This window comes from Halalkalibacillus sediminis, assembly GCF_002844535.1.
GTDB lineage: Bacteria > Bacillota > Bacilli > Bacillales > Alkalibacillaceae > Halalkalibacillus_A > Halalkalibacillus_A sediminis.
The window spans coordinates 208,281-231,694 of the sequence record NZ_PJNH01000001.1 but is presented as its reverse complement, the minus strand read 5'-3'; the positions used below and the strand labels follow the sequence as shown (position 1 = coordinate 231,694).

The 23,414-nt window shown below is 37.7% G+C and carries 23 protein-coding genes and 1 tRNA gene; 10 read left to right on the top strand and 14 right to left on the bottom strand.

Features of this window, described 5'->3' with window-relative positions; translation table 11 throughout:
- Positions 1 to 15: 15 nt before the first annotated feature.
- Complete coding sequence (locus CEY16_RS01245) at positions 16 to 1,218, bottom strand: helix-turn-helix domain-containing protein (protein ID WP_101330155.1); 1,203 nt, start codon at positions 1,216 to 1,218, stop codon at positions 16 to 18.
- A 119-nt stretch (positions 1,219 to 1,337) separates the two neighbouring features.
- Here CEY16_RS01245 and CEY16_RS01240 point away from each other — a divergent pair, with 119 nt between their 5' ends.
- The gene (locus CEY16_RS01240; protein ID WP_101330154.1) at positions 1,338 to 2,630 is read left to right on the top strand and encodes an MFS transporter; all 1,293 of its coding nucleotides are present in this window, start codon (positions 1,338 to 1,340) and stop codon (positions 2,628 to 2,630) included.
- Positions 2,631 to 2,684: 54 nt separating this feature from the next.
- Here CEY16_RS01240 and CEY16_RS01235 read toward each other — a convergent pair whose 3' ends face one another.
- The 4 genes from CEY16_RS01235 to CEY16_RS01225 form a co-directional block, all read right to left on the bottom strand.
- Positions 2,685 to 3,371 carry a CPBP family intramembrane glutamic endopeptidase gene (locus CEY16_RS01235; RefSeq protein WP_101330153.1) on the bottom strand — a complete coding sequence of 229 codons (687 nt, stop codon included), beginning with the start codon at positions 3,369 to 3,371 and terminating at the stop codon, positions 2,685 to 2,687.
- Between the two features lie 107 nt (positions 3,372 to 3,478).
- Complete coding sequence (gene cydS, locus CEY16_RS15560; protein ID WP_420795503.1) at positions 3,479 to 3,592, bottom strand: cytochrome bd oxidase small subunit CydS family protein; 114 nt, start codon at positions 3,590 to 3,592, stop codon at positions 3,479 to 3,481.
- A gap of 12 nt (positions 3,593 to 3,604) precedes the next feature.
- Positions 3,605 to 4,618 carry a cytochrome d ubiquinol oxidase subunit II gene (locus CEY16_RS01230; RefSeq protein ID WP_101330152.1) on the bottom strand — a complete coding sequence of 338 codons (1,014 nt, stop codon included), beginning with the start codon at positions 4,616 to 4,618 and terminating at the stop codon, positions 3,605 to 3,607.
- Complete coding sequence (locus CEY16_RS01225; RefSeq protein WP_101330151.1) at positions 4,618 to 5,964, bottom strand: cytochrome ubiquinol oxidase subunit I; 1,347 nt, start codon at positions 5,962 to 5,964, stop codon at positions 4,618 to 4,620. Before CEY16_RS01225 ends, CEY16_RS01230 begins: the two co-directional genes overlap by 1 nt.
- Before the next feature lie 629 nt (positions 5,965 to 6,593).
- On the opposite strand from CEY16_RS01225, the gene CEY16_RS01220 reads away from it, so the two are divergent.
- From CEY16_RS01220 to CEY16_RS01205, 4 genes are read left to right on the top strand one after another with little or no spacing between them, the layout of a single operon-like run.
- Complete coding sequence (locus tag CEY16_RS01220; RefSeq protein ID WP_101330150.1) at positions 6,594 to 7,802, top strand: hypothetical protein; 1,209 nt, start codon at positions 6,594 to 6,596, stop codon at positions 7,800 to 7,802.
- Between the two features lie 20 nt (positions 7,803 to 7,822).
- Positions 7,823 to 8,992: a hypothetical protein gene (locus CEY16_RS01215; protein WP_101330149.1), complete on the top strand. Its 1,170-nt coding sequence runs from the start codon at positions 7,823 to 7,825 to the stop codon at positions 8,990 to 8,992.
- Complete coding sequence (locus tag CEY16_RS01210) at positions 8,992 to 9,903, top strand: ATP-binding cassette domain-containing protein (protein WP_101330148.1); 912 nt, start codon at positions 8,992 to 8,994, stop codon at positions 9,901 to 9,903. Before CEY16_RS01215 ends, CEY16_RS01210 begins: the two co-directional genes overlap by 1 nt.
- A gap of 25 nt (positions 9,904 to 9,928) precedes the next feature.
- Positions 9,929 to 10,606: a hypothetical protein gene (locus CEY16_RS01205; RefSeq protein ID WP_101330147.1), complete on the top strand. Its 678-nt coding sequence runs from the start codon at positions 9,929 to 9,931 to the stop codon at positions 10,604 to 10,606.
- Positions 10,607 to 10,822: 216 nt separating this feature from the next.
- Here the strand turns inward: CEY16_RS01205 and CEY16_RS01200 are convergent, their stop codons facing one another.
- Positions 10,823 to 11,023: a hypothetical protein gene (locus CEY16_RS01200; RefSeq protein WP_101330146.1), complete on the bottom strand. Its 201-nt coding sequence runs from the start codon at positions 11,021 to 11,023 to the stop codon at positions 10,823 to 10,825.
- Between the two features lie 89 nt (positions 11,024 to 11,112).
- Here CEY16_RS01200 and CEY16_RS01195 point away from each other — a divergent pair.
- A tRNA-Val gene (locus CEY16_RS01195) sits at positions 11,113 to 11,184 on the top strand.
- A gap of 197 nt (positions 11,185 to 11,381) precedes the next feature.
- Here CEY16_RS01195 and CEY16_RS01190 read toward each other — a convergent pair.
- From CEY16_RS01190 to CEY16_RS01175, 4 genes are all read right to left on the bottom strand, one after another.
- Positions 11,382 to 12,974: a peptide chain release factor 3 gene (locus CEY16_RS01190; RefSeq protein WP_101330145.1), complete on the bottom strand. Its 1,593-nt coding sequence runs from the start codon at positions 12,972 to 12,974 to the stop codon at positions 11,382 to 11,384.
- A 137-nt stretch (positions 12,975 to 13,111) separates the two neighbouring features.
- Positions 13,112 to 13,909: a 3D domain-containing protein gene (locus CEY16_RS01185; protein WP_101330144.1), complete on the bottom strand. Its 798-nt coding sequence runs from the start codon at positions 13,907 to 13,909 to the stop codon at positions 13,112 to 13,114.
- Between the two features lie 150 nt (positions 13,910 to 14,059).
- Positions 14,060 to 15,469: an amidase gene (locus tag CEY16_RS01180; RefSeq protein ID WP_101330143.1), complete on the bottom strand. Its 1,410-nt coding sequence runs from the start codon at positions 15,467 to 15,469 to the stop codon at positions 14,060 to 14,062.
- A gap of 30 nt (positions 15,470 to 15,499) precedes the next feature.
- Complete coding sequence (locus CEY16_RS01175; protein WP_101330142.1) at positions 15,500 to 16,594, bottom strand: NAD(P)/FAD-dependent oxidoreductase; 1,095 nt, start codon at positions 16,592 to 16,594, stop codon at positions 15,500 to 15,502.
- A gap of 178 nt (positions 16,595 to 16,772) precedes the next feature.
- On the opposite strand from CEY16_RS01175, the gene CEY16_RS01170 reads away from it, so the two are divergent.
- The 3 genes from CEY16_RS01170 (at position 16,773) to CEY16_RS01160 (ending at position 19,234) form a co-directional block, all read left to right on the top strand.
- Entirely contained in the window at positions 16,773 to 17,486 is a 714-nt protein-coding gene (locus CEY16_RS01170; protein ID WP_101330141.1) for a YwaF family protein, read from the top strand.
- 88 nt (positions 17,487 to 17,574) lie between these two features.
- Entirely contained in the window at positions 17,575 to 18,492 is a 918-nt protein-coding gene (locus CEY16_RS01165) for a YncE family protein (protein ID WP_101330140.1), read from the top strand.
- Positions 18,493 to 18,511: 19 nt separating this feature from the next.
- Complete coding sequence (locus tag CEY16_RS01160) at positions 18,512 to 19,234, top strand: 3-ketoacyl-ACP reductase (RefSeq protein WP_101330139.1); 723 nt, start codon at positions 18,512 to 18,514, stop codon at positions 19,232 to 19,234.
- Positions 19,235 to 19,287: 53 nt separating this feature from the next.
- On the opposite strand, the gene CEY16_RS01155 is transcribed toward CEY16_RS01160, so the two are convergent.
- From CEY16_RS01155 to CEY16_RS01140, 4 genes are all read right to left on the bottom strand, one after another.
- Positions 19,288 to 19,917 carry a hypothetical protein gene (locus CEY16_RS01155; protein WP_101330138.1) on the bottom strand — a complete coding sequence of 210 codons (630 nt, stop codon included), beginning with the start codon at positions 19,915 to 19,917 and terminating at the stop codon, positions 19,288 to 19,290.
- 154 nt (positions 19,918 to 20,071) lie between these two features.
- Positions 20,072 to 20,485, bottom strand: a complete 414-nt coding sequence (locus tag CEY16_RS01150; protein WP_101330137.1) for a VOC family protein — start codon at positions 20,483 to 20,485, stop codon at positions 20,072 to 20,074.
- Between the two features lie 7 nt (positions 20,486 to 20,492).
- Complete coding sequence (locus tag CEY16_RS01145; protein WP_101330136.1) at positions 20,493 to 21,470, bottom strand: ring-cleaving dioxygenase; 978 nt, start codon at positions 21,468 to 21,470, stop codon at positions 20,493 to 20,495.
- Between the two features lie 82 nt (positions 21,471 to 21,552).
- Positions 21,553 to 21,993 carry an Rrf2 family transcriptional regulator gene (locus CEY16_RS01140; RefSeq protein ID WP_101330135.1) on the bottom strand — a complete coding sequence of 147 codons (441 nt, stop codon included), beginning with the start codon at positions 21,991 to 21,993 and terminating at the stop codon, positions 21,553 to 21,555.
- A 161-nt stretch (positions 21,994 to 22,154) separates the two neighbouring features.
- Between CEY16_RS01140 and hmpA the strand changes: the two genes are divergently transcribed.
- Positions 22,155 to 23,345 (top strand): NO-inducible flavohemoprotein, encoded by a 1,191-nt coding sequence (gene hmpA, locus CEY16_RS01135; RefSeq protein WP_101330134.1) that lies wholly within the window; start codon positions 22,155 to 22,157, stop codon positions 23,343 to 23,345.
- Positions 23,346 to 23,414: the final 69 nt, after the last annotated feature.

Genomic DNA, 23,414 nt, shown 5'->3' with positions numbered 1-23,414 from the left:
ATTCATCACCCTAAATCAAGATTCTATTAATTTAATCGTATCATAGATGAATGTTTTATATGGTGTGTCTGGTAAAGGATCGATTTTTTCTTTCGCTCGATAGACATGTTCTTTTGCCTTGTCAATATTATCTAGATGGAAGTAACACCTTGCTATATAAGCGTCAGTTACATATCCCATTGACAAATCAAATGGGTGGACCCATTCATCGATAATTTCAAAATTTAGTAAATTATCTAAGGCTTCTTCATATTTACCTAGACCATACATCGACTTTCCAATCTCAACGTAGGAAAGTTTTATAGACTTATTATCATCTAGTTCATTAAAGCGATTAATCCATTCTAAAGCTTTATCGTATTCTCCAGTATAAACATTATGGAAGTGAGCCTTGATAAAATAGACATTTTGTTTGGTCTCAATGCTATCCGTGAAATCAGCAAGTATTATCAATTTATCCGTGTAAAAGCCCATATCTTTCTCTTGACCATTCATCATGGCATAAAATGCTGCTACACGATACAACTCTTCAATTCTGTATAAGACGTTGTTCTTCTTAGAAAATTCGATCGTTTCTTTTAATCGTTTAGATGCTTTTTCATATTTACCCACTGCAAGGAGTGAAAGTACTTCATAATACCCGAAATCAAGTTCCTTCAAGACATCTAAATGTGCACCGATTTCCTCAAAGTACTCTTTCTTTTGATAAAGTTTTTCTAATGCGTTCTCGTATTCAAAGTTCTCAAAATGAATCAATAAAGGGAAAATCGCTAATTTTGCTGCTTCATTAAACATTTTTAATTGGATGAAAGTTTTTTCAGCATGATCAATGAATTTCTTCCAGCCCTCTTCTTTGAGATTAAAAAGAGCTCGCCCATACAATTCGTAGAGTCTTCCCGTCTCAAATGATAAAGGTAGGTCTTTGTCCATTATAGAATGTAAATGGTTCTTAAGCTCCTTAAAGTCCTCTTTATCAAATAAATCTTCAGCTTCTTTCAATTGCTCACGTAACTCCGACATACTAACTTGCTCTAATAATTCATTGACTTCTACATTCAAACGCTCAGCAATATATGTCAGACTCTCCATCGAAGGCTTGGCTTTATCATTTTCAATTAAGCTTAGCATGCCTTTCGTCATCTGATTAGCAGCTAAACCTTCAAGTGTTAGTTTTCTTTTTTTTCGAAGTGATTTAATTCGGCTTCCTAAAGATTCCATGTGAAAAACTCCTTAAAAACATCTTTTGTTTAATTATATTAAACTTTCACTTTCATTGAAAGTGAAAGCGTGATATATTAAGTTTAATTAAATTAAACTTTTGAAAAGGTGTTGATAAAATGACTGAAGAACAAAAGCTTCAGAGAGCAACCTTTCATTTATGGACGTTTGCAATAAGTAAATTAATTTCGATTTTTGGTAATAGTATCTATACTTTTGGAATAAGTTTATTTGTTTTGACCCTTACCGGATCCGCTACCAGTTTTGCAATCAATTTAATATGTAGCGTAGTCCCAAGGACCCTTCTTTCTCCCATTGCTGGATCCATGGCAGACCGTTACTCCAAAAAGAAAATCGTCATACTTTCTCAGATTTTTGCAGTGCTGATTGTCAGTTTTTTATTAGGATACAGCTTATTATTCGAACTGAACTTAGTCGCCATTTATATAACTACAGCTTTTCTATCAGTTACAACGATGTTTACAAGTCTCACGTTCACATCATCAATCGCTAATTTGATCGACGATACCCGAATCCAGCGAGCGATGGCTATCAACCAATCTGCAAGTTCTGCGGCTGCGATAGGCGGGCCTGTGATCGGGGGTATCCTGTTCGGTGTCGTTTCAATGAATGCATTTCTTATCATTTTTATCGTCTCTTTCTCAATAGCCGTTATATTAGAAGCTACGATGAACTTCAAGCTTTTCACTAAAAATGAGGGCGGTGAAATTGAACATGAAAAGATGTTCAAAAGTATTCTGTCAGGTTTCCATTATTTAAGAAAGGATCATATATTATGGGTTATAGTGTCTACCGCGTTAATAATCAATTTTTTCTTTACGTCCCTTTTGGTCGGTTTACCTTTTATTGTTATAGAAGAGCTTGGGATCAAGTCGCAACACTTCGGGGTCATCGAGGCAATGATCGGGGGAGGAATACTTCTAGCCTCCCTGTACTTCTCGATTCGAAAAGATTTCAAATATCCATTAGTAGTGGTCAAAAACGCTATGCTTTTGGTCTCACTATTGCTTAGTGTTATTGCTCTTCCGCTTCTCGTTAATATGTCATATCTAATGATGGTCATATTTTTCATCAGCCTTACCTTCTTGATCGGTGTAACACTTACATTTGTGAACACACCTGTTGGAGTTATGATACAAAAAGGTGTAGATGAAAATTATCGTGGAAGGATCTTCGGTATTTTAGAAACAATGGCTCAAGCGATGGTCCCAATCGGCATGATTGTTTATGGACTGCTGTACGATTATGTATCACCTGCATGGATATTAATCGCTTCGTCAGCTTGTTTAATCCTTGTGACGGCATACATGATACGTCCTTCCGTTTTAAGAAAAGCTTATCCGAGCCGAGGAGATGAAGCTATTCAGACCAAAAAATTTGTTACGGAGTAATTTGAAAGTGATCAACCAGAAACAACAGCTTACCATGACGCCATGGTAAGCTGTTTATATTTGTATAGTCGCAAATAGGTAATAGCCTATTGCTACTATCGCTACATCGGCCAACACATGAGTGATCCAGGAATTAAGAAAATTATTGGATTTCGTGTTTAGCCAATTGAAAATTAATCCGATTGCGAAAAGCCCGAGAAGTGCAAGCCCAATCAACCACACATTAAACCAAAGGGCAAAAATCGCAACGTGATAAAAAGCAAATAACCCGGCCGAAAATATATAGGCTAACAGTTTGTCTCCTTCTTGATATATTTTAAGAAACAAAACACCACGGAAATAAAATTCTTCAATAAAAGAATTTCCGAAGGTTATATAGAGTGCTACCCATATGAAAGTCTCATAAGTGATGCCAAGCCGTTGATTCAAATCTAATATAATACCAGTCGTATCAATCCATTCTTCTAACAATATAAAACTCACGATTAATATGACAAAAGAACCGATCCCAGCCAAGAACCCAACTTTCAATCGTGGGAAGTCAATCTTTTTCACGTTAAGAAAGGTGCTGAGGTTTTCACGAAATATGTATTTAATATAAATCACTGGAATAAACACGAACAATCCAATTTTGGACACCGTTTTTACTATATATGATGCTTCTATGCCTTGTTCGATGAATAATAACAAAAGACAACTTACCAAAGATAGACTGATCAAATGTAATGTTCTGTTCTCCATTTCCCCTCCTCCTTCTATCTAATCCCTTAACCTAAGTATCCTCATTTTAACATTCATTTGATACAAAAGAAGCCGCTCATTCAAACAGAATGAGCGACTCTTCTTATCTATTCTATATGATGATCTTTTACAGCATCATCTTTTAAGCCAACCCAGAACGCTCCAGTCATCGAAGCAATCACTACAATAAACGGTGCCCACGTGATTAAAAATTCATTCATCAGTAAGACCTCCTATTTTCCACCTTTAACATATTTTTTATTAAACAAGAATAATCGTGCAAGTAGAAACAGCGATGGTATCAATAAGGCAAAACCAGCTATGAACGCAACAATCAATGCTGTTGCCATCGCTTCATTAGTGAATCCATCGTAAATCGTCAAGTATGGATACATCAGATACGGATAATGTGATATGCCGTACCCGAAAAACGCGAGTGCGAACTGTATCACTAAGCTCCAGAAAGCGGTACTGTAGTACTTTCTCATTAATAATAGAGCTACTGTTATAACAAAGAATACACCTGATAAAGCGAAAATCCACCAAAGGTCCATAATGTTCTCAAAACGTTCGATGTTATGAGCTCTCATCTGTAATACAATTAGACCTGCAGCTAATGCTGTCGGGCCACTCCAAGCAAGCGCATATTTACGAAGCAAATTCTTTGCAGCTTCATCCTTAGCAACATCAGCATAAGCCGTCAAGAAAGTGGCAGAAATATACAAGACACTCACAATACTCAGAATTACAATACTCCATGTCAGTGGACTGAAGAATAATTCTTCATAGAGTAAAACCGGCTGGTCATTGACGATGTCGACGAACCCGCCTTCAGATACAGTCAGAACGATTGATAATGAAGCTGGTATCAAAAGTCCTGCTACTCCGTAAAGAAAAATATAAAGTTTACTATCTTTCGCTCCATATGTCTGGAAAGCGTAATAAGAGCCGCGGATCGCAATCAAAACAATTCCGATACTAACAGGTACTAGTAGAACCGTCCCGTAATAATAAGCGGAGCTTGGGAAAAATCCGACCATTCCAACGAAGAAGAATACAAGAAACACATTTGTTACTTCCCAAACTGGAGATAAATATCTTTGAATGATATGGTGCAAGATGTGCCTTGTCTTAGTCAACTCACTATATGCACTGAAAAAACCTGCACCAAAATCAATTGAGGCAATGATAATGTAACCGAACAGGAACAGCCAAAGAACAGATATCCCAATAATCTCTAGATCCATTACCATTCACCCCTTTCGTAAGCATGATCAGCTAGCTCTTGTTCTACAGGGTTTTTCTTAAACATCTTCGTCAGTACAATAACACTCGCAGTTCCTAAAACTATATATAGGCCAGCGAATAAGAAAAGCATCCAATCAACGTACCCAGCTGATGTCGCTCCATCAGATACCATCATATAGCCTCTTAGAATCCATGGCTGGCGTCCAAATTCTGCGTAGAACCAACCCATCTCGATTGCAATCATGGCTAAAGGACCTGATAAGAATAAAACAAAATTGAACGATTTCTTCCGGATAATTTTCCAACCTTTTTTAACCGCGAACCAGTAGAAACCTGAAATGAACGTTAGCCACATTCCGATCGTGACCATCAAATCAAAGAAGTAGTGCACGAATAAAGGTGGCCGCTCCTCTTCTGGAGTCTCATTAAGCCCTTCAACTTCAGCAGTTGGATTTCCGTGAGCAAGTATACTTAAAGCATATGGTATCTCAAGTCCACCTTTCACTTCCCCTTTATCGTCTAACCAACCATATAAAATAAGTGGTGCTTCCTCTTCTGTCTCAAAATGCCATTCAGCAGCAGCTAACTTTTCAGGTTGATATTCTGCAAGGAACTTACCAGAAAAGTCTCCAACAATCACTGTCGCCACTGAGAAAATAAAACCAACTTTCATCATTAAAAACAGCGCTTTTTTATGATAAACATGATTGTTTCCCTTAAATAAACGGAAGGCCGCAATTGATGCAAGAACAAAAGCGCTTGTCATAAAGGCTGTAGATAATACGTGCGCAACTTTTGTAGGCATTGCTGGATTCAACATCGCAGCAATCGGATCGATATTAACCAAAGCTCCATTTACCAAATCGAAACCTTGTGGTGTATTCATAAAAGCATTGACAATCGTAATGAAAAACGCTGAGAAAGCTGCGCCTATCGCAACTGGAATAAGTAATAGCAAGTGTTTTTTCTGATTTTCAAAACGATCCCAAGTGTATAAGTATATTCCTAAGAATATCGCTTCAAAGAAGAATGCGAACGTTTCCATGAATAAAGGCAATGCGATGACGTGTCCAGCCAGTTCCATAAAGTTCGGCCATAATAACGATAACTGCAAACCAATGGCCGTTCCTGTAACAACACCGACAGCTACGGTGATAACGAAACCACGTGCCCAACGTCGGGCCAATAATATATAGTGTTCATCATTCTTTTTAATCCCAATCCACTGAGCAATCGCAATCATCAACGGAATTCCGACACCGATTGTTGCGTAGATTATATGAAACGCTAGTGTCAAACCCGTCAGTGTACGACTAAAAGTAACCGGATCATATTCCCAAAACATCTCACTCACCCCTTTATAGCTTTAAAGTAAACGACCTAGTAAGGAAATCACCATAATAATCGCAACGACAAAACTCAAGATAATCAACCAACGTTCGTGCTTTTTATACATGCAGATCCTCCCCTTTTGCTCTATGATAATCTATATTACCTAGGAAAGTCGAAAGTAATCCTGACAAAATCGTTCCGATTCAACGACAAATTTGTGAACATTTTCACAAAGTGGTTTAAAAAAACATCTAGCGATGCTTGTTTGTCTAATATCTTACATTCACAGTTTATCATGCAAAAACACTACATCCAAATGACGCGACTTTGATGTTCTGATATTACAAATTTATAGGGAGTAATACTAATTCGATAATCTCAGTTGGATGCTTTATCAGTTTAAAGGTGAATAGTGTATATAGAATGATACTTCCTGTTAATATGCCAAGTGACTACATCCATGGACTAACATAAAATATTTCATTTTGTTTAATAAACTGAAACCAATTCATAAGTACTAGGGTCCTACAATACAAATCATCATTCTTGCTAAAAAATCAGAACTTTACAATTTTTTCATGTTACTTTATATTGAGAAAAGTATTTAATTTACAAGAAAGAGTTCAAGGAGTCTTTTATGATATGAAGAAATACTACATAAAACATGAATCCAAGTTAATGTTGATGAGTCGGAAAAATCAATTATTCACTCTCTTCCTACTTTTGACCTTGTTGGCCTATATTTTTTTACTACTACCCGCTGAAGAACACCCAGAAAGTTTTAACCCGGCAGAGATGGAACAGCACTTGGAGCGAGTCCATGCGCAGCAAGAAACTAGGCGAGACAGAGGATTCACACATATGAGTCCTGTTCGAGGCACATCATATTATGCCCAGCGAGAACATTACTATCTCTTACATACTAAAATGCTTGAAGCATACGAAACAAATAATGTAGAACGATTTAGCAGGTTACGACTGGACTATATATTAAATAATCCAAGAGCTTATTTTGCTGAAAACCATACATTTAGTTTGTCTCTATATGTTGGGCAGGACCGATTAAAACAATACAATTCTACACTGCTTAAATATCAAAGTTTGATTAATAGAGACGAGCCTCTACGATTCAGTATGATTGAAGAGAAAACGGCTCTACAAAAACTTCACGAATTATTCAGCAGTCCCCTTACATATTTGATACTCTTCATAGCTTTATATATAAGTTGCGATGTTCTCATCCGTGACCGTTATAACCCATCAGTTACACAAGGTCTTCCGCTCTCTTGGTATCGAACGATCAATTTGAAGTGCGCAATAGCTTTTGGTTGGACTTTGATGTTAATTATGGGATTAATCGTACTCGGGACAATTCTGATTGGCATTAGATTCGGCTTAGGCGATCTAGGGATGCAGATCCCTATTAAAACAGATCTTACGACATACAACATCGACGCTTATGATTACCAAGCACTCGGTTTCATCTTATTAAAATCTTTCACATTGATGCTGATAATAGTGTGGCTATTAACACGTCTTAGTGCTTGGATCAGTTTGTGGATTCGTAATACTTGGGGGGTACTATTGATCAGCTCAGTCTTTCTATTCTCAGAATGGATGTATTTCGAGCGCAGAACTTATGAACTGTTCGGTATACATCTGAAATATTTCCCTCAGACTTATTTCGATTTTGGCCAGATTGCTGATCATGAAAAGAATTTTCTGATGTATACTGAAGTATTTACATTCAAGCAAGCTTTAATTGTGCTGCTGATAACAGTTTTGGCCATTGAAATCATGATAGCGATATCAGCAAAATGGGTGACAAAACGCCGTTTCTTTCAGGCGTAACGTTAGGAGATCAATAGAGTATGTTTTGGAATTTCACTAAATTTGAATCTAAAATTTTACTAACCAATAAAAAACATTTATTACTAGGGATTCTAATCATTCTTTTTTTCTTGCTATTCTATTTCTACTATTCTAATTCCAACCCTGAAACGGTTTCGGAGCAAAAAGAGAAAGAAATAGATATGTACAACTCTGCGATTGATCAGATAGAAAATGATGAAAGGGATGCGGATGAAGAAATTGTTTACGAAAGTTTACTCGAACAACTTTCGCTTATTCGATTCCAAAAATTTCACTTAAGACGTGGAGAATTTCAAGAATACATTAATTATGGCCTCGCTCTTAATGAAGAGAGACTCACTGTTCATCGTCTAGATAATGCGGGTATTCCCGATCATTTAATTTTTCCAGAAGTACAAATTCGTCAAGAGATCGAAACTCTAAATTACATCGATGAGCATAATTTGCCAGTTTTAACTGAACCATTTGTAGCTAGTGAAGCACTAGTACTTGCAATTAACACTCTAAGCGGCCTTTTGTTTGTCACCTTAATTCTTTTAAGTGGGAACGAGATTCTTGTTTACGAGCAGCGTCACGGGTCGGTGATGAAAGGTTTACCTATATTTTTCTTTCAAAAATCTTTAAGTAAAATAATGATACATTTTCTTTACTTGATGTTTGCTTTAATCCTTGGGGCAATCTCGATGATCGTCTACGCCAAAAACACAAATGGACTAGGAAACTTTAATAGCCCTACGATCATTTATTGGAATAACGATTTCCTTGCAGTGCCAGTTTGGCAATATGTAATCATTGCTTCGGCTTTCTTTATTCTTACAATAATTTTCATTTTATCGTTATCTTTACTAATGAACTACTGGATGAAAAACTCCTTTGCCAACCTGTTAGTTGGGCTGAGCATTGTTTTATTACCTTTACTGGTAACGTCAATTGGTGAAGATTGGAGCTTCATTCAACCTCTTACCGCACTTGATTTTAAGGGTATCTTATCAGGTGAGACGGCTTCAGCTTACAATAATCCTTCCATCGACTTATCATATGGGCTGATTTGGTTGGCTTTAATGTCTCTCATTGTTGTACTTGCAGTCTTAATGTCAATCAGAAACCAATTCCGAGAAAAGAACACAAAATTTGCTCGTTTGATTCCGGGCAGTGGGAGTGAACGCTAATGTTGAAGTTGAAAAATATATCCGTGGCCTTTAAAGATAATAAAGTACTTGATCAATTAGATTTTTCTGCTACTGAGGGAGAGGTGATTGGGATTGCTGCTCCTAACGGTACAGGAAAAACTACGATGTTCAATGTAATCTCCAATTATCTCAAACCTGATGAGGGTAAGGTAGTCTTTCAAGGGCAGTACGAATACAAGTCGGAGAAAGACCAAGTGAAAATTTACCAGGGTTTGACGAACCTCCCTAATCAAGATGACTTGTTTGAAGATCTTTCCGGTGTTGATCATATTAAACTGTTCGCAAATATGTGGAACGGGAAGAAAAAAGGAATTCAATCGATCATCGATGAATTAAATATGGATCATTATGTACGAAATAAAGTCAAAACCTATTCCCTTGGAATGAGGCAACGCTTGTGCTTTGCGATGATGCGTGCAGCTGATTCCTCGGTTATGTTGATGGACGAAGTGATGAATGGTCTTGATATTTCGAATGTAAGTTTAATTTCAGATAAGCTAATTGAAATGAAACACGAAGGCAAACTCATGTTTGTTGCCTCCCACCTTCTAGAAAACCTCGATATTTATGCTGATCGTGTGCTGTTTCTACGTGGAGGAAAGATTGTCCATGAGCATGATGTAAATAACAACGATGAAACGTTCATTAAGCTCGAACTCAACCCTACTGAATACGAAAACTTTATTCAAAAGCATGATGTACCAGAAAACCACCACTATATTTCTAAACGATTGCTTTGCATCCCGTTTAGTACACTTCCGTCCCCCGACCAGATGGAGTGGATCGAAATAGCACTGGAATATAACCATGACGAGTTGGATATCAGCACTCTAGGCACACTTGAATTTTATGAAAAGTATTACCATGATATTAGCTATATTAGGAATTAAATATATACATAGGAGTTTGTAGATAATGAAACCATTTATTTTATTATTTGGCTCAGTGTTACTTTTAACTGGCTGTACTGACAGATCTACGCCAGTCATCGACAGTTATCAGGGAAATTTCGAAATTGTCGGAGAGGAAAAATCTCAAATGGTACAAAATGTCAGTGAGCAATTGTTTGAGACGAGTGACAGAAGTAATGATAATGCTAGCAACATTGAGGAGTTTTTAGAACACGACGAAGACCGCACAACAATTAGCGTGAATTCTGGCCGTTATAAACTGGTTCCTAACGGTTCAGGAAATGTTTACGTATCGGATGAAAATAACGACATCATTTTTAGCGGTGTGCTTGGCTCTAGATACGGTGTTCCTACCATGACACTTGATATTCAAGACACGGACAATATCCTCTTCGATGGCCTAGCTAGCCTCTCAATTCAACCAGTAGAAACAGAAATGAAAACTGAACTCGGGGCGGGCATATGGCATGTAGGGAAAGATATCCAAGCGGGCACCTATGAAATCAGCTCCCCAGAAGGGCTGGGCTATGTACACATTTACGATCTTAATGAAGAACCTGAAGTCTATGAACTACTGACAAATGAAATGAGCTCGAACACTATTACAATTAATTTAGAAAAAGGTGAAGTTGTGAAAGTCCAAAAGCTTCCCGTCATCCTTTTGAATCCTGTTGAATCATAAAGGAAAGGAAATTTTATATGAGATGGACTTTTTTTAAACATGAATTGAAAACCATTGCCACTAGTATGTGCAGATCTATTCAGAAGATCAACAAACAAGAGTATACGAAGTAATCGGGGAGAAAGCGAAGCTTCATATAGCAAAATTACGCTTAATGAAGGAGAGAAGATTAGAGTAGAAAGCCTCCCATTCGTCCTTTTCGAACCAGTCGAATAATCAGGACGAATGGTCCCTTTTCTCCTCTTTTACAATTTTGAGCATTTTTCGAACATAATGCACCACGAGTGATAGTAATGCGATAATCAATAAAAGTCCAAAAAATATCCAAAGATATGCTAGGTATTCAGGTGCGGCCACTGCAACTGCAGCAACAAGTAATCCGCCTATCAAAAGGTATGTTATCAATCGAGCAATCATAAGTCTTAACCTCCAAAAAAATATTGACAACCATAGTATAAGGCATTATATTAATACTTGTCGATAAAATTAGTTTTGTTCATTAAATTGACTCCGTAGCTCAGCGGGAGAGCACTTGCTTGACAGGCAAGGGGTCGGTGGTTCGATCCCACTCGGAGTCACTGGGTGCCAAACCCCAAGAACCCCCCTCTTACGTGTGGAACCACGTGACTGGGGGGTTCTTTTTCTAATATTCAATTATGTAAATATATATCAAAAAAGGTTGTGACAAAAATTTGGTCCAACCTTTTTTTGATTGTTTAAAGAGATTTTTTGTTTTCGCGACTAGTTACTCCGCTCTTCTGACTTACCTTCTAGTTTAACCCCATTGATTTTGACTATATTCGTTCGCTTCATACAAGTCTATCAAGTCAACATCTGGATGTTTATCTTTGAACCAGTTCAAGGAGAATTCATTTTTGAATAAAACAACTGGTGTTCCATCTCGATCTTTTACTAACATATTACGTTCATCGAAAAGCGAATCATCTATTTTTTCATCGCCGATCCATCTTGGTACCCGTTCGCCAATATTCTCCAAGATTACTTCAGAGTTGTATTCATTCTGCATTCGATATTTGAATACGTCGAATTGAAGTTCACCAACCGCCCCGATAATATAAGACTCTGTTCGATATTTAGTGAACAGCTGAATAGCTCCCTCTTGAACGAGTTGTTCAATACCCTTTTTGAACTGCTTTGATTTCATAACGTTCTTCGCTGTTACTGTTTTATATTGTTCAGGTGGAAATTGTGGCAGTTCATCATATTCGAAAAGTTCTTTACCTTCTAAAATAGTATCACCTATGCGGTACACGTTAGGATCGTAAATACCGATAATGTCTCCAGCGTACGCTTCTTGTACGGTGTCTCGTGAAGAAGCAACAAATTGCTGAGACTGTGCAAGTTTTATGTTCTTTCCAGTACGAGCAAGTTTGACACTCATTTCCCGTTCGAATTTTCCTGAACAGACACGTACGAATGCCACTCTGTCTCTATGAGCAGGGTTCATGTTGGCTTGGATCTTAAAGATAAAACCTGAAAAATCAGGGTTATCTGGTTGTACAACCCCTTGAGTTGATTTTCTAGGAGCTGGTGGTGGAGCCATTGACATGAACGTATCAAAGAAGGTCTGTACTCCAAACGGTGCTAAGGCACTTCCAAAAAAGACGGGCGTTTGCTTACCCGATAACACTGCATCTAACGAGAATTCTTCACCAGCTTCATCCAGCAAGGATACTTCATCTTTTGCCAACTGAAACTCTTCTTTTGCTACCATTTGTTCATACTGAGGATCATCCAACTCATCATAAGGAATAGCTTTCTCTTCTTCATTGCTAGTAAATCGTACAAATTGATTACCATGTCGATCGAAATTCCCTAAAAACCTTTTCCCCATTCCTGCAGGGTAATTCATAGGATATGTTTCAATATCCAGAACTTCTTCGATTTCTTCTAATAAATCAAGTGGCTCGCGACCTTCACGGTCCATTTTATTGATGAACGTAAATATCGGTATCCCACGCATACGACATACCTTGAATAGCTTCTTCGTCTGAGCTTCAATTCCTTTTGTCGCATCAATGATCATGACAACACTATCTACTGCAGTTAATGTCCTGTAAGTATCCTCACTGAAATCTTCGTGACCGGGAGTGTCTAAAATATTGACTTCAAGTCCTTTGTATGGAAAATTCATCACACTTGAGGTAACAGATATTCCACGTTGTTTCTCAATCTCCATCCAATCCGAAGTAGCGAACTTTCCTGATTTTTTCCCTTTGACAGTTCCTGCTGACCGGATTAAATTCCCGAACAATAATAACGTTTCGGTCAACGTAGTTTTACCTGCATCCGGATGCGATATGATCGCAAAAGTTCTTCTTTTATTTGCTTCTTCATGTATACTCATTTCAGTTTCCTCTCAATGTCTACAATTATTATTCCATTCACATCTTATCATACTCGATATTACTCGGGTAGTAACTAAATCAAACATAAAAAAAGCTATAAAGCCTATTGGCCTTATAGCTTTCAATTCATCTTATTTTATTGTTCATCTAAGATTGTGATTTCTACGTTTCGTACGCCCCAGTCAAAAGCCTCTGCTTTTGTTGGTACGTGTAAATCAATTTTGTTACCTTTGATTGCTCCGCCAGTGTCAGCTGCGATAGCTTCACCATAACCTTCAACATATACTTTAGTGCCTAATGGAATAACATTTGGATCTACTGCAATTACTTTTGCATTTGGATTTTCGTTCAAGTTCGTTCCATTAGCAGTTATGCCTGAACATCCTGCACAATCAGCAGTATAAGCTGTTGCTGATACGGTGAAAGTTTCTCCCGCTACTTCTTGGGAAGCTTGTTCAACGTTAGACTCAGAAGCAGATGCTGATTCATCAGCTGCTTGTTCAGATTGACTTGATTCAGTAGCTTCGTTATTTGAAGTGCTTTGGTTTGCTGTCTCTGCAGTATATTGACCGTCAAGAGCTAGTTCCTGACCAACTAAGATTAGATCAGATTGTAAATCGTTCCATTGTTTAAGTTGGTTAACTTGTACACCTTGTTCTTGGGAAATTCCCCAAAGAGTATCTCCTGATTGGACTTTGTAAGTCCCTTCAGTGTTGGTGCTTCCTGATAACTTTATAGAATCTCCAGGGAGAATTAAGTTTGAATCTAAGTTGTTTATATCTTTTATTTCATCAACTGAAGTGTTGTGTTCTTGGGAAATCCCCCATAGAGTGTCTCCGCTTTTGACTTCGTGACTTCCGTCTGCTGCTGCAGAGTAAGCACCCGCTCCTGCAAGTACTATGCCTGTCGCAAGTGATACAGCGACTTTTTTCATGTTGCATTCCTCCTTTTAAATGGTACAAGCGTAGCTTAACATATGAATCTACCATTTTGGGTTACAGTGAGGTTAAGAAGAATTTACGCAGGTTACAATCATGTAACTTCATTTAAAAGAAGATAGATTAATAGAATTCGTTTAATACTTCTATAGTGCCTTATATTGATGGAACCAAGGTTGTGCATTCTCTAGTTGACTGGCTAGTTTGAATAAATCAGCATCATCACCTATTTGGCCAGTAAACTGCATACCCACCGGCAGTCCTTCATCCGTCCAATGAAGTGGTACACTCATAGAAGGTTGTCCTGATACGTTCGCAATTTGAGTGAAACTACAATATTCCATCATAGTAGTGTGCATCGAATGAATGTCATCAGATTGAAAAGAACCTAAAGTTTTCGGTGTGGTATTCATGACGGGTGAAAGCAAAACATCGAATTCTCGAAACATAGATAGATATTTTTGAACTTCTAATTGAATAAGTACTCTTGACTCCTCATATGTGAACGCTGTGAGCTTTTCCCCTTCCTTCAAAACGTTAAATGACAATGGCTCTAGGTTTTTTTCTGAGGGCTCTTCTCCACTCGCCTTTCCGAGGTGGTCGATGATAACGGAGCCCGCAGCCAACCAGATATTCATAAAGTGTTTTGTAAAGTTTGAGAAATCAATAGGAGGATCCATTTCCACAACTTCATGGCCTAATCCCCTCAATAATTGAACGGTCTGATTCAGAGCTTGACGAGTATCCTGATCGATTTCTACCTGACCACCGAAATCTGAAGAATATGCTATTCGTAATTTCTGAGTAGGCTTTTCAAGGGATGAAGAGAAACTGGAACTTTGATCAAGTGTGGGATATAGTTCATACGAAGTCCCACCCTTCAATACATCAAGTAAACCTGCACTATCCCTTACTGAACGCGTAACAGCATGGTTAACTGACAAATGATTCATATACATAGAGTATGGTAGTACCCCACGAGATGGCTTGAATCCAAAAAGCCCGCAGGCGGAAGCAGGAATTCTAATTGAGCCTCCCCCATCACTTGCATGTGCGAACGGAATCATCCCTGATGCCACTGCTGCAGCTGCCCCACCACTTGATCCACCAGCTGATAACGTCGTGTTCCATGGGTTCCTTGTTGGACCGAAAAGGGTAGGCTCTGTTGTAGGTAAAAAACCGAATTCTGTGGTATTCGTTTTTCCTAGAAAAACGAGGCCAGCCTCTCGAAATCTACGAACAATTTCATCATCCTGAGTAGGTGTGAAATTTTGTAACATTTCGGATCCACTGGTAGCTGGATGTCCTTTAATCGAATTCAAATCTTTTATAAGGAAAGGCATACCTGAAAAAGGACCGTCGAATATTTTCCCTTCCTTCACCTGATGGAGTGCCTCATCGAACATTTCATACACGACAGCATTCAAATTTTGATTTTTCTTTTCAATTTGTTCGATATAATATCGAGTCAACTCTAATGAAGAGATCTCTCGTCTATCAATTAACTCTTTTTGTCTTGTTGCATCAATGTGTTGTAACGCTTGTAGGTTTGACATACATTCAAATCCTTTCAATAATTCTTCTAATTAATATTGATAAATAGTTTGATCCAAATGTGTTTCCTCGTTCAATGCAATTTTGGCAATTTCTAAACCTAAAAAAGGACCACTTGTCATACCGGAGGCTCCAAGACCGTTTGCTATAATTAACTTTTCATTTGTCGGATGTTTTCCGAAAACCGGATGATTTTTTTCACCTATTGGTCTGAACCCTACTCTAGATTCGATTATTTCAGCTTCCTTCAACCCTGGTGCAAATTTAAAAGCAACTTTTAAAAGATCGAATACAGCAGAAGCAGATTGAAAACTTTCAAAATCGTGATTTTCATGGTGCTCAGCGCCAACTAATACCTCATGATTATTGAAGCCTACTATATATTTGTTGTTCGGTAACATTACAACAGGCCACTTTGAAGTATCTGCTTCAGGTAAGCGAAGTTTAATTGTCTGTGTTTTTGTCGAATAGACATTAAAATTGATACCTACTTCTTTTAATAATGAATTTGCCCAAGCACCAGTTGTGACAATCACTTTTTCAGCTTCAAGGGTTTGATCATTAACATGGACTCGTGGCAAATCGTTACGCTTCAATTCAGCTTGTCCTTCTATAATTTCTGCACCATGGTATTTGGCACCTTCTATCAATGCATTGCGAAAGATTTCGCTATTGACTTTAGCTCCTCCCTCAATGAAGACTGCACCCATCCGGTCCCCCACAACTGGCACGGATTTTGAGATGCTTTCTCCTTTCACGAGAGAAACTTTACCAATTTCGGGAGCTGCTGTCCTTCTATCTTTTGCATCTTCCATCATTTTTTCTAATTTGTCATGACTCTTGTGTAAATGGTATGAACCAACTTGGTCGTAGCCTAAATGATTGATTCCGATTTCCTTTAGTCGACCGATCAGTTGAGGATAGTAAGATGCACCTAATCGAATTACATCGTACAATTCTGGATTTTGTTTTTGTGAAAGCCATGGGCTGATGATACCGGCAGAAGCTCTTGTCGCTTCGCCAACGTCCTTTTTATCAATTAAAATGACTTGATGACCTTTTTCAGCGAGATGGAAGGCTGTAGAAGCCCCCAGTATTCCTGCTCCGACTATGATATATGGTTTCATGAATTGTACTCCTTTTTAGAAAAGCTTGGCTTGACGCCCAAAATTTTTCACATACTATTATCCATTAACAATGTTATACATTCTAAAGTTCTAAACAAACCCCATTTAAAGTCTACCAATACAAGCTTCATCATGCGAAAAATATTATGGTACAGTTAGTATAGGAAGGAGCTTGAAAATGACCGAGATTATTGGTTTTGAACGTGATATGTATCCATTTCAAACTTTCTCCATGACACATATATTGGCGATTGCTTTTATGTTTCTTTCCATTGCAGTTTTATATAAACTCCGCCATCAACTTCACTCTTATAAAAAAATCGTGACCGTTTTTCTTGTTTTCCTTTTACTTATAAGCGAGATCACTTTTCACCTTTGGTTTCTTTGGAATGGTCGCTGGGATGTAAGTATCAACCTACCACTTCAGCTTTGTTCTTTATCCATATACTTATGTGTGTTCATGCTGATTTCCAAAAATTATCGTGTATTCGAAGTGTGCTTTTTCATAAGTATGGCTGGAGCAGTCATCGCAATCATAACACCAGAACTATTCTTCGGTTACCCTCATTTACGGTTCTTTCAGTTTTTTATTGCACACATAGCCATCATACTTTCATGTTTCTATATGTTATGGGTTGAAAAGTTCTTACTTACTTTTTCATCTGTCATTCGCTCATTTGTGTTTCTTAATTTATTAGCAACCATCATTTTCATCATAAACCAACAACTTGGATCTAATTATATGTTCCTGGCTCACAAACCTAGTAATTCAAGTATCATCGACTATCTCGGGCCTTATCCTTGGTATATCTTATCACTAGAGATAGTAGCAATTCTAATCTTCTTACTTATATATTTGTTGGTATCAAAATTTCAACGCAAGCTCTTTTAAATGAATGTATTCAACCATATCATTACCAAATTAAAATATTAGAGTGTTAAAATAAATTCGTGATTCGAAATAATTAGGAGGTCTGTTCATGTCTAACCATTTAATTGTACTTAATAAAGACGAAGATACGCTTTCTATCGTCGATATGGAAAGTAAGAAAGTCGTCCAAACAGTCGAAACATCGCACAACCCTCACGAGATAGTCGTTTCAAAAGATGCTAAGAAAACTTATATCGCTTGTTCTCTAGGAAATAAATTAGATGTCATGGATAATGATTCTTTTCAAATCATTAAAACGATCGAACATGTAGATTTCAAATTTCCTCATGGGGTGGAGCTTACGAATGATGGTAAGAAACTATATCTAGCTTCAACTTTTACAAGTAAAATCTTTCTGATTGATACAGAAACTGATGAAATTGAAAATGTATTTCCTACTCACCAGAAGCATTCTCATATGATCTCCTTCTCACCAGACGGCAAGACTGTTTATGTTCCTAATATCGGAAGTGATAATGTCACAGAAATTGATGTTGAGAGTGAATCAGTCGTGAATCATTTCCCTGTAGGGAAAGGGCCTGAAGGATTAGCTGTACATCCAAACGGGAAGCATATATATGTAGCGAACCAAGATGAAGATACCCTATTTGTAATCGATCGCGAAAACTATGAGGTTTTGTTTAAAAGAAAAATCGGTGCATGCCCAGTTCGTTTGGTATTTTCTCCTGATGGTAAATATGCTTTGACCGCTAACCGCTATTCAGCTGATATCTCAGTGATTTTAACTGAACAGAAAATTAATGGACAAGTTAGGCCGTGGGAAATTAAACGCATTCCTGTCGGCATCTGGGCTGGTGGAATCGTATTCCGACCTGACGGAAAATTCGCTTATGTTGCTAATAATAAAACCAACGATATTTCAATTATTGATATGGAAACCTTAAAAGAAACTGAAAGGATTGAGGTTGGAATCCATCCAGACGGCATTGCTTATTTATCTAAATAATTGAAGGAAGGATGAAAAAATGGCACAAGAAATTAAAGGAAAAGTTGCGTATGTCACTGGGGCAGGTAGTGGAATCGGCAAAGCTACCGCCCTCTCATTAGCAAAAGAAGGTGTACATTTAGCCCTGATTGCAAGAACTGAAAGTAACCTTCAAGCAGTGGCAAAAGAAGTTGAGAGCTATGGTGTGAACGTCGCTTTTGAACCAGTAGATATTTCAGACCTAACTGCCGTTGAACAGGCGATCCTGGATTTGAAAAATAAAGTTGGCCCTGCTGATATTCTAATCAATAACGCAGGAATCGGATCGAAAGGAACGATGTTAGATGCTGATCCTGCAGAATGGAAGCGTGCTTTTGAAGTGAATGTATTTGGTACCTATCATGTAACGAGAGCCGTTCTTCCCCACATGATTGAAAAAGATCAGGGAGACATCATAAACATCTCTTCTAGTAACGGCTTGAAAGCCACTGCGGGAGCGTCAGCATATAGTGGTTCTAAATTTGCTGTGCAAGGAATGATGGAAGCCTTAATGCAAGAGGTCAGAAAAAATAACATCCGTGTTTTCACAATGAACCCTAGTCTCGTCGCGACGGAACTCGCATTTGGTGAACAATTAAATGAAAAGAATGCAGATAAATACATGCAGCCAGAAGATTTGGCTGAGTTCATGATTGCACAATTGAAGTTGGATCAACGGATTTTTATCAAACAATCACTGCAGTGGGCGACGAATCCATTTTAATAGCTAACTAAAACAATCTCCGGGATTTTCTCGGAGATTGTTTTTGATAGGACCTATTCATTCTTTTCTTCGGTTACCTCAATCTTGAGTAAAAGAACAAACTCGTTTTCACTGATCATGTTTTCTATTGATTCTTCATCTTTTAGATCAACTGTACTGATAGAACCATCTTTAGATTTTCTATATGTAGCTAGTATTGTAGGTTCACCTAAGTTTAATTTGAGCTCCTCCTCATCCCCCAAAGCGTAACCCCAAGAAGTTGCCTTTCCAGTTTCATTATTTATATTTGTATCAGTTATGGAAGAATGGGATTTTACCCCAGGACCATAGAGAAACAAAGAAGTATCTTCAGAGTTTGGATTAATCATCCCAAAACCTAAGTGATCTTCGCTCTCTTCCTGCGGGCTAAGGTCATAGGTTAACTGTCCAAAAGGTTCAGAAGCTTTTTTTCCATTCTCATACTTTTCAACCCAAAGATTTACCCACCTTTGGTCAGCTTCAGGCAAATAAAACTCAAAATCAAACAAGATACCCAGACTCAAATCTTCAAATGTCTTTATGTATTCAGAGTCCGGATTCATTGAAATGGTCGGACGTTTATCCTTGTCATATAAGTCTGAACAACCCACACTTATCAAAGTAACGGCAATAAAGGTTACGATTAATATAATCAAACGCTTCACTAGGTCTATACATCCTCTCTCCAATTTTCTTTACTAAGATATCTAAGTTCATATTATTAACCATAATTTTACCATATTCACATGGATGTAAATTAAAACCATAAAAAAACGTCCCAATTCAAAAATGAATCAGGACGAAAAGTAATTGTGTTATTTAGTTGAAAGTAACCCCTTCTTTATATCTTTGAATATCAATACAAAATACGATCCTCCAACCTTCTGGATCTTCGAACGTATATCCTTTATCGCTCCAATAAGGATTCAAAGGTTCCACAGGTTTGTAACCATGTGCCATTAGCTCTTCTTTGATTTGAACTATTTCTTCTTTCGTTTCAAAGTAAAAGACAAGCAAGTGGTCTTCAGAAGGAGCTCGCGTTTCAAGGTCATGTTCACTTTCCAGTAGTTCTAAATGAACTTTTTGATCTGGTAAACCAATTAACAGTCCATGATACCCGTTGTGATTGAACTCACCTATTTTTTCTAAATCTAAAACCTCTACATAAAAATTTCTCATTTTTTCGAGGTTGTTCGTCGGTCTTGCGATTCTCATATAACTCCAAGCGTTCATTACCCCATTACTCCTTCTTAAATTCCTTATCGCTTCGCACGGTATCAAAATGGCGAACTTGCTTTTCAATTTCTTCTCTTTTTGATTCCAAGAATGGTGGTAATGATAACTTTTCACCAAGAGTTTCATAAGATTCATCACCCATGAACCCAGGCCCATCTGTCGCCAGTTCAATTAAGATCTGTGGTGCGACTCTTGCGTATAATGATTGGAAAAAGAAACGATCGACGATTCCTGAGTTTGGAAGTCTTACTTGTTCATAACGGTCTCGCCATTGTTTCAATACTTTCTCATCTTCCACACGAAATGCTGCATGGTGAACTGTACCAAAACCTTGCACTGCCTGAGGTAATAACTTGTTATGCTCGACTACGATTTGGCCTCCGTTACCGCCTTCACCAACTTCGAACAAATAAAATGAGCCCTCTTTCTCAACTTCCTTAAAGTTGTAGATTTTTTCAAGAATCATTTTAAAGTTGTCCACTTCATCAACTCTAATATGGAGTGGACCTAGCCCCGTAATTGCGTATTCCAATGGCACTGGGCCATCCTGCCAAGGAGTTCCTGCTTTTACTCCATGATCATTCTCATCAGAAATCAACTGGAATTGCTGTTCGTCAAAGTCAACAAGGGGTAAAACTTTTTTTCCGAAAAGATCTTGTATCCCCTTATGTTCGACTCCTAAACGATCTAAACGTTTCACCCAGTAATCAAGTGCTTCATCGGATGGGACTCGGAAAGCCGTTCTGAATATTTCATTCGTTCCGTGTGAACCTTTTGGGATTCCTGGAAAATCGAAGAAAGTCATATCCGTTCCAGGGTTTCCTTCATCATCGGCAAAGAACAAATGGTACGTCTGTATATCATCTTGGTTCACTGTTTTCTTAACCAATCTCATACCTAATACATAGGTAAAAAATTCATAGTTTTTTTCAGCACTGCTAGTAATCGCTGTTACGTGGTGTATTCCTTTTAACCCTTCCATTTACAACCCTCCACAAAATATCTCGAATTCATAATAATTATAACAAAAAATATTTAAAACATCTTCTCATTGGCTTATTAGCTTAATTATCGACTTCCATCAAGTTTTGTAATTCAGATTTATTTTCCAAAAGGTCTTCTAACGTATATTGATCAATCACTTTGAGAAATTCTTTCAGAGCTACGTTAACAATATTCTTCAGCTTACATGCGGGAGTAATAATACAATAATTATCATCTTTACTGAAACACTCGAACATTTCAAAATCGCCTTCCATCAACCTCACTACTTGTCCGATGTTGATTTCAGAAGGGTGCTTTGAAAGCTTGATCCCTCCGCTTCTCCCTCGAATTGTTTGGAGAATCTCAGCTTTATTTAGTTCATGGACAATCTTTCCTATATGATTTTCAGAGATATGGAAGACTTTCGAAATATCCTTCTTATTTGCCAGCTCGCCATCTGGGACAGAAGCTGTATATATCAATACTCTCAACGCGTAATCCGTATATTTTTTCAGTTTCATAAATAACCCTCTTCTAGTCTTTTTCTTAATTTTATCATACAAAAGTTTGTGAAATTGTTAACAAAGTTTTCATAAATATTATATTAAACGTATTGTATTCAAAATTCAAAGCATCTATCATTAAACATGTATTCAAAATACATCTTTTGGAGGTTTTCTAAATGACAACTACAATTACAAGTGGATTAGACGAAAGAACAAGAGACATCATCAAATCGACTGTTCCCGTTTTAGCTGAACACGGTGAGGCGATCACGACTCACTTTTATAAGAGAATGTTTGCTGATCACCCTGAACTGAAAAATATTTTTAACATGGTCCATCAAAAAGAAGGTAAGCAACCAAGAGCATTAGCGAATGCGGTGTATGCTGCAGCAAAGCATATTGATGACCTGACCGTCATTGCACCAGCTGCTGAAAAAATTGCAGAAAAACATGTCAGCTTGAACATCAAAGCTGAACATTACCCTATCGTTGGTAAGTACTTATTGATCGCTATTGAAGAGGTTCTCGGTGACGCGGTGACTGACGAGGTGATCGATGCTTGGGGAGCCGCCTATCAAGAAATTGCAGACCTTTTCATCAAAATTGAAAAGGAAAAATATGACCACTCACCGTGGAACGACTTTATCAATTTCAGTATTGCTGGAAAAGTTAAAGAGAGTGAAGAGATCACTTCTTTCTATTTAAAACCTGTCGATCATAGAGCTTTACCATCATTCAAGCCTGGTCAATACTTGACGATTAAAGCGGAAATTCCAGGAGAAAAATATACGCATCTTCGCCAATACAGTTTGTCTGATGCTCCAAACGAGAATCACTTCCGCATCAGTGTTAAGAAAGAAAGTGGTAGAGGAGAACTTCCAGCAGGAATTGTGTCTTCATGGCTCCATGATCAAGTACAAGAAGGTGATATCATTCCAGTGAGTGCACCGGCTGGGGACTTCTATCTCGATACGGAAAAAGATTGTCCAATTGTTTTATTAAGTGGAGGTGTAGGGCTTACGCCATTATTAAGCATGAAAAAAACAGCTGAGAAGTTGCACCCAGGCCGTAAAATCTATTTCATTCATGCTGCACGTAACGGTTCAGTGCACGCACTTAAAGATGAAATGAATGGCGAGAATACATTTATCGTGTATGAAAAACCTAGTGATGAAGATCAGGCTTATGATAGGAAAGGTATAGTGGACTTAGAATGGTTGAAAACAGTAGTTCCTAAAGAAGCCGACTTCTATTTCTGTGGACCTGAAGGATTCATGAGAGCAATTAATACATCATTAAAAGATTGGGGAGTTCCTGGAGAGCGTATCAACTATGAATTTTTCGGGCCTCAAGGAAACTTAGATTAATTATATGAATTTTAATAGTGAGATTCTAAACCACTAGCACTCGTGCTACAATAATTGATATAAAAGACG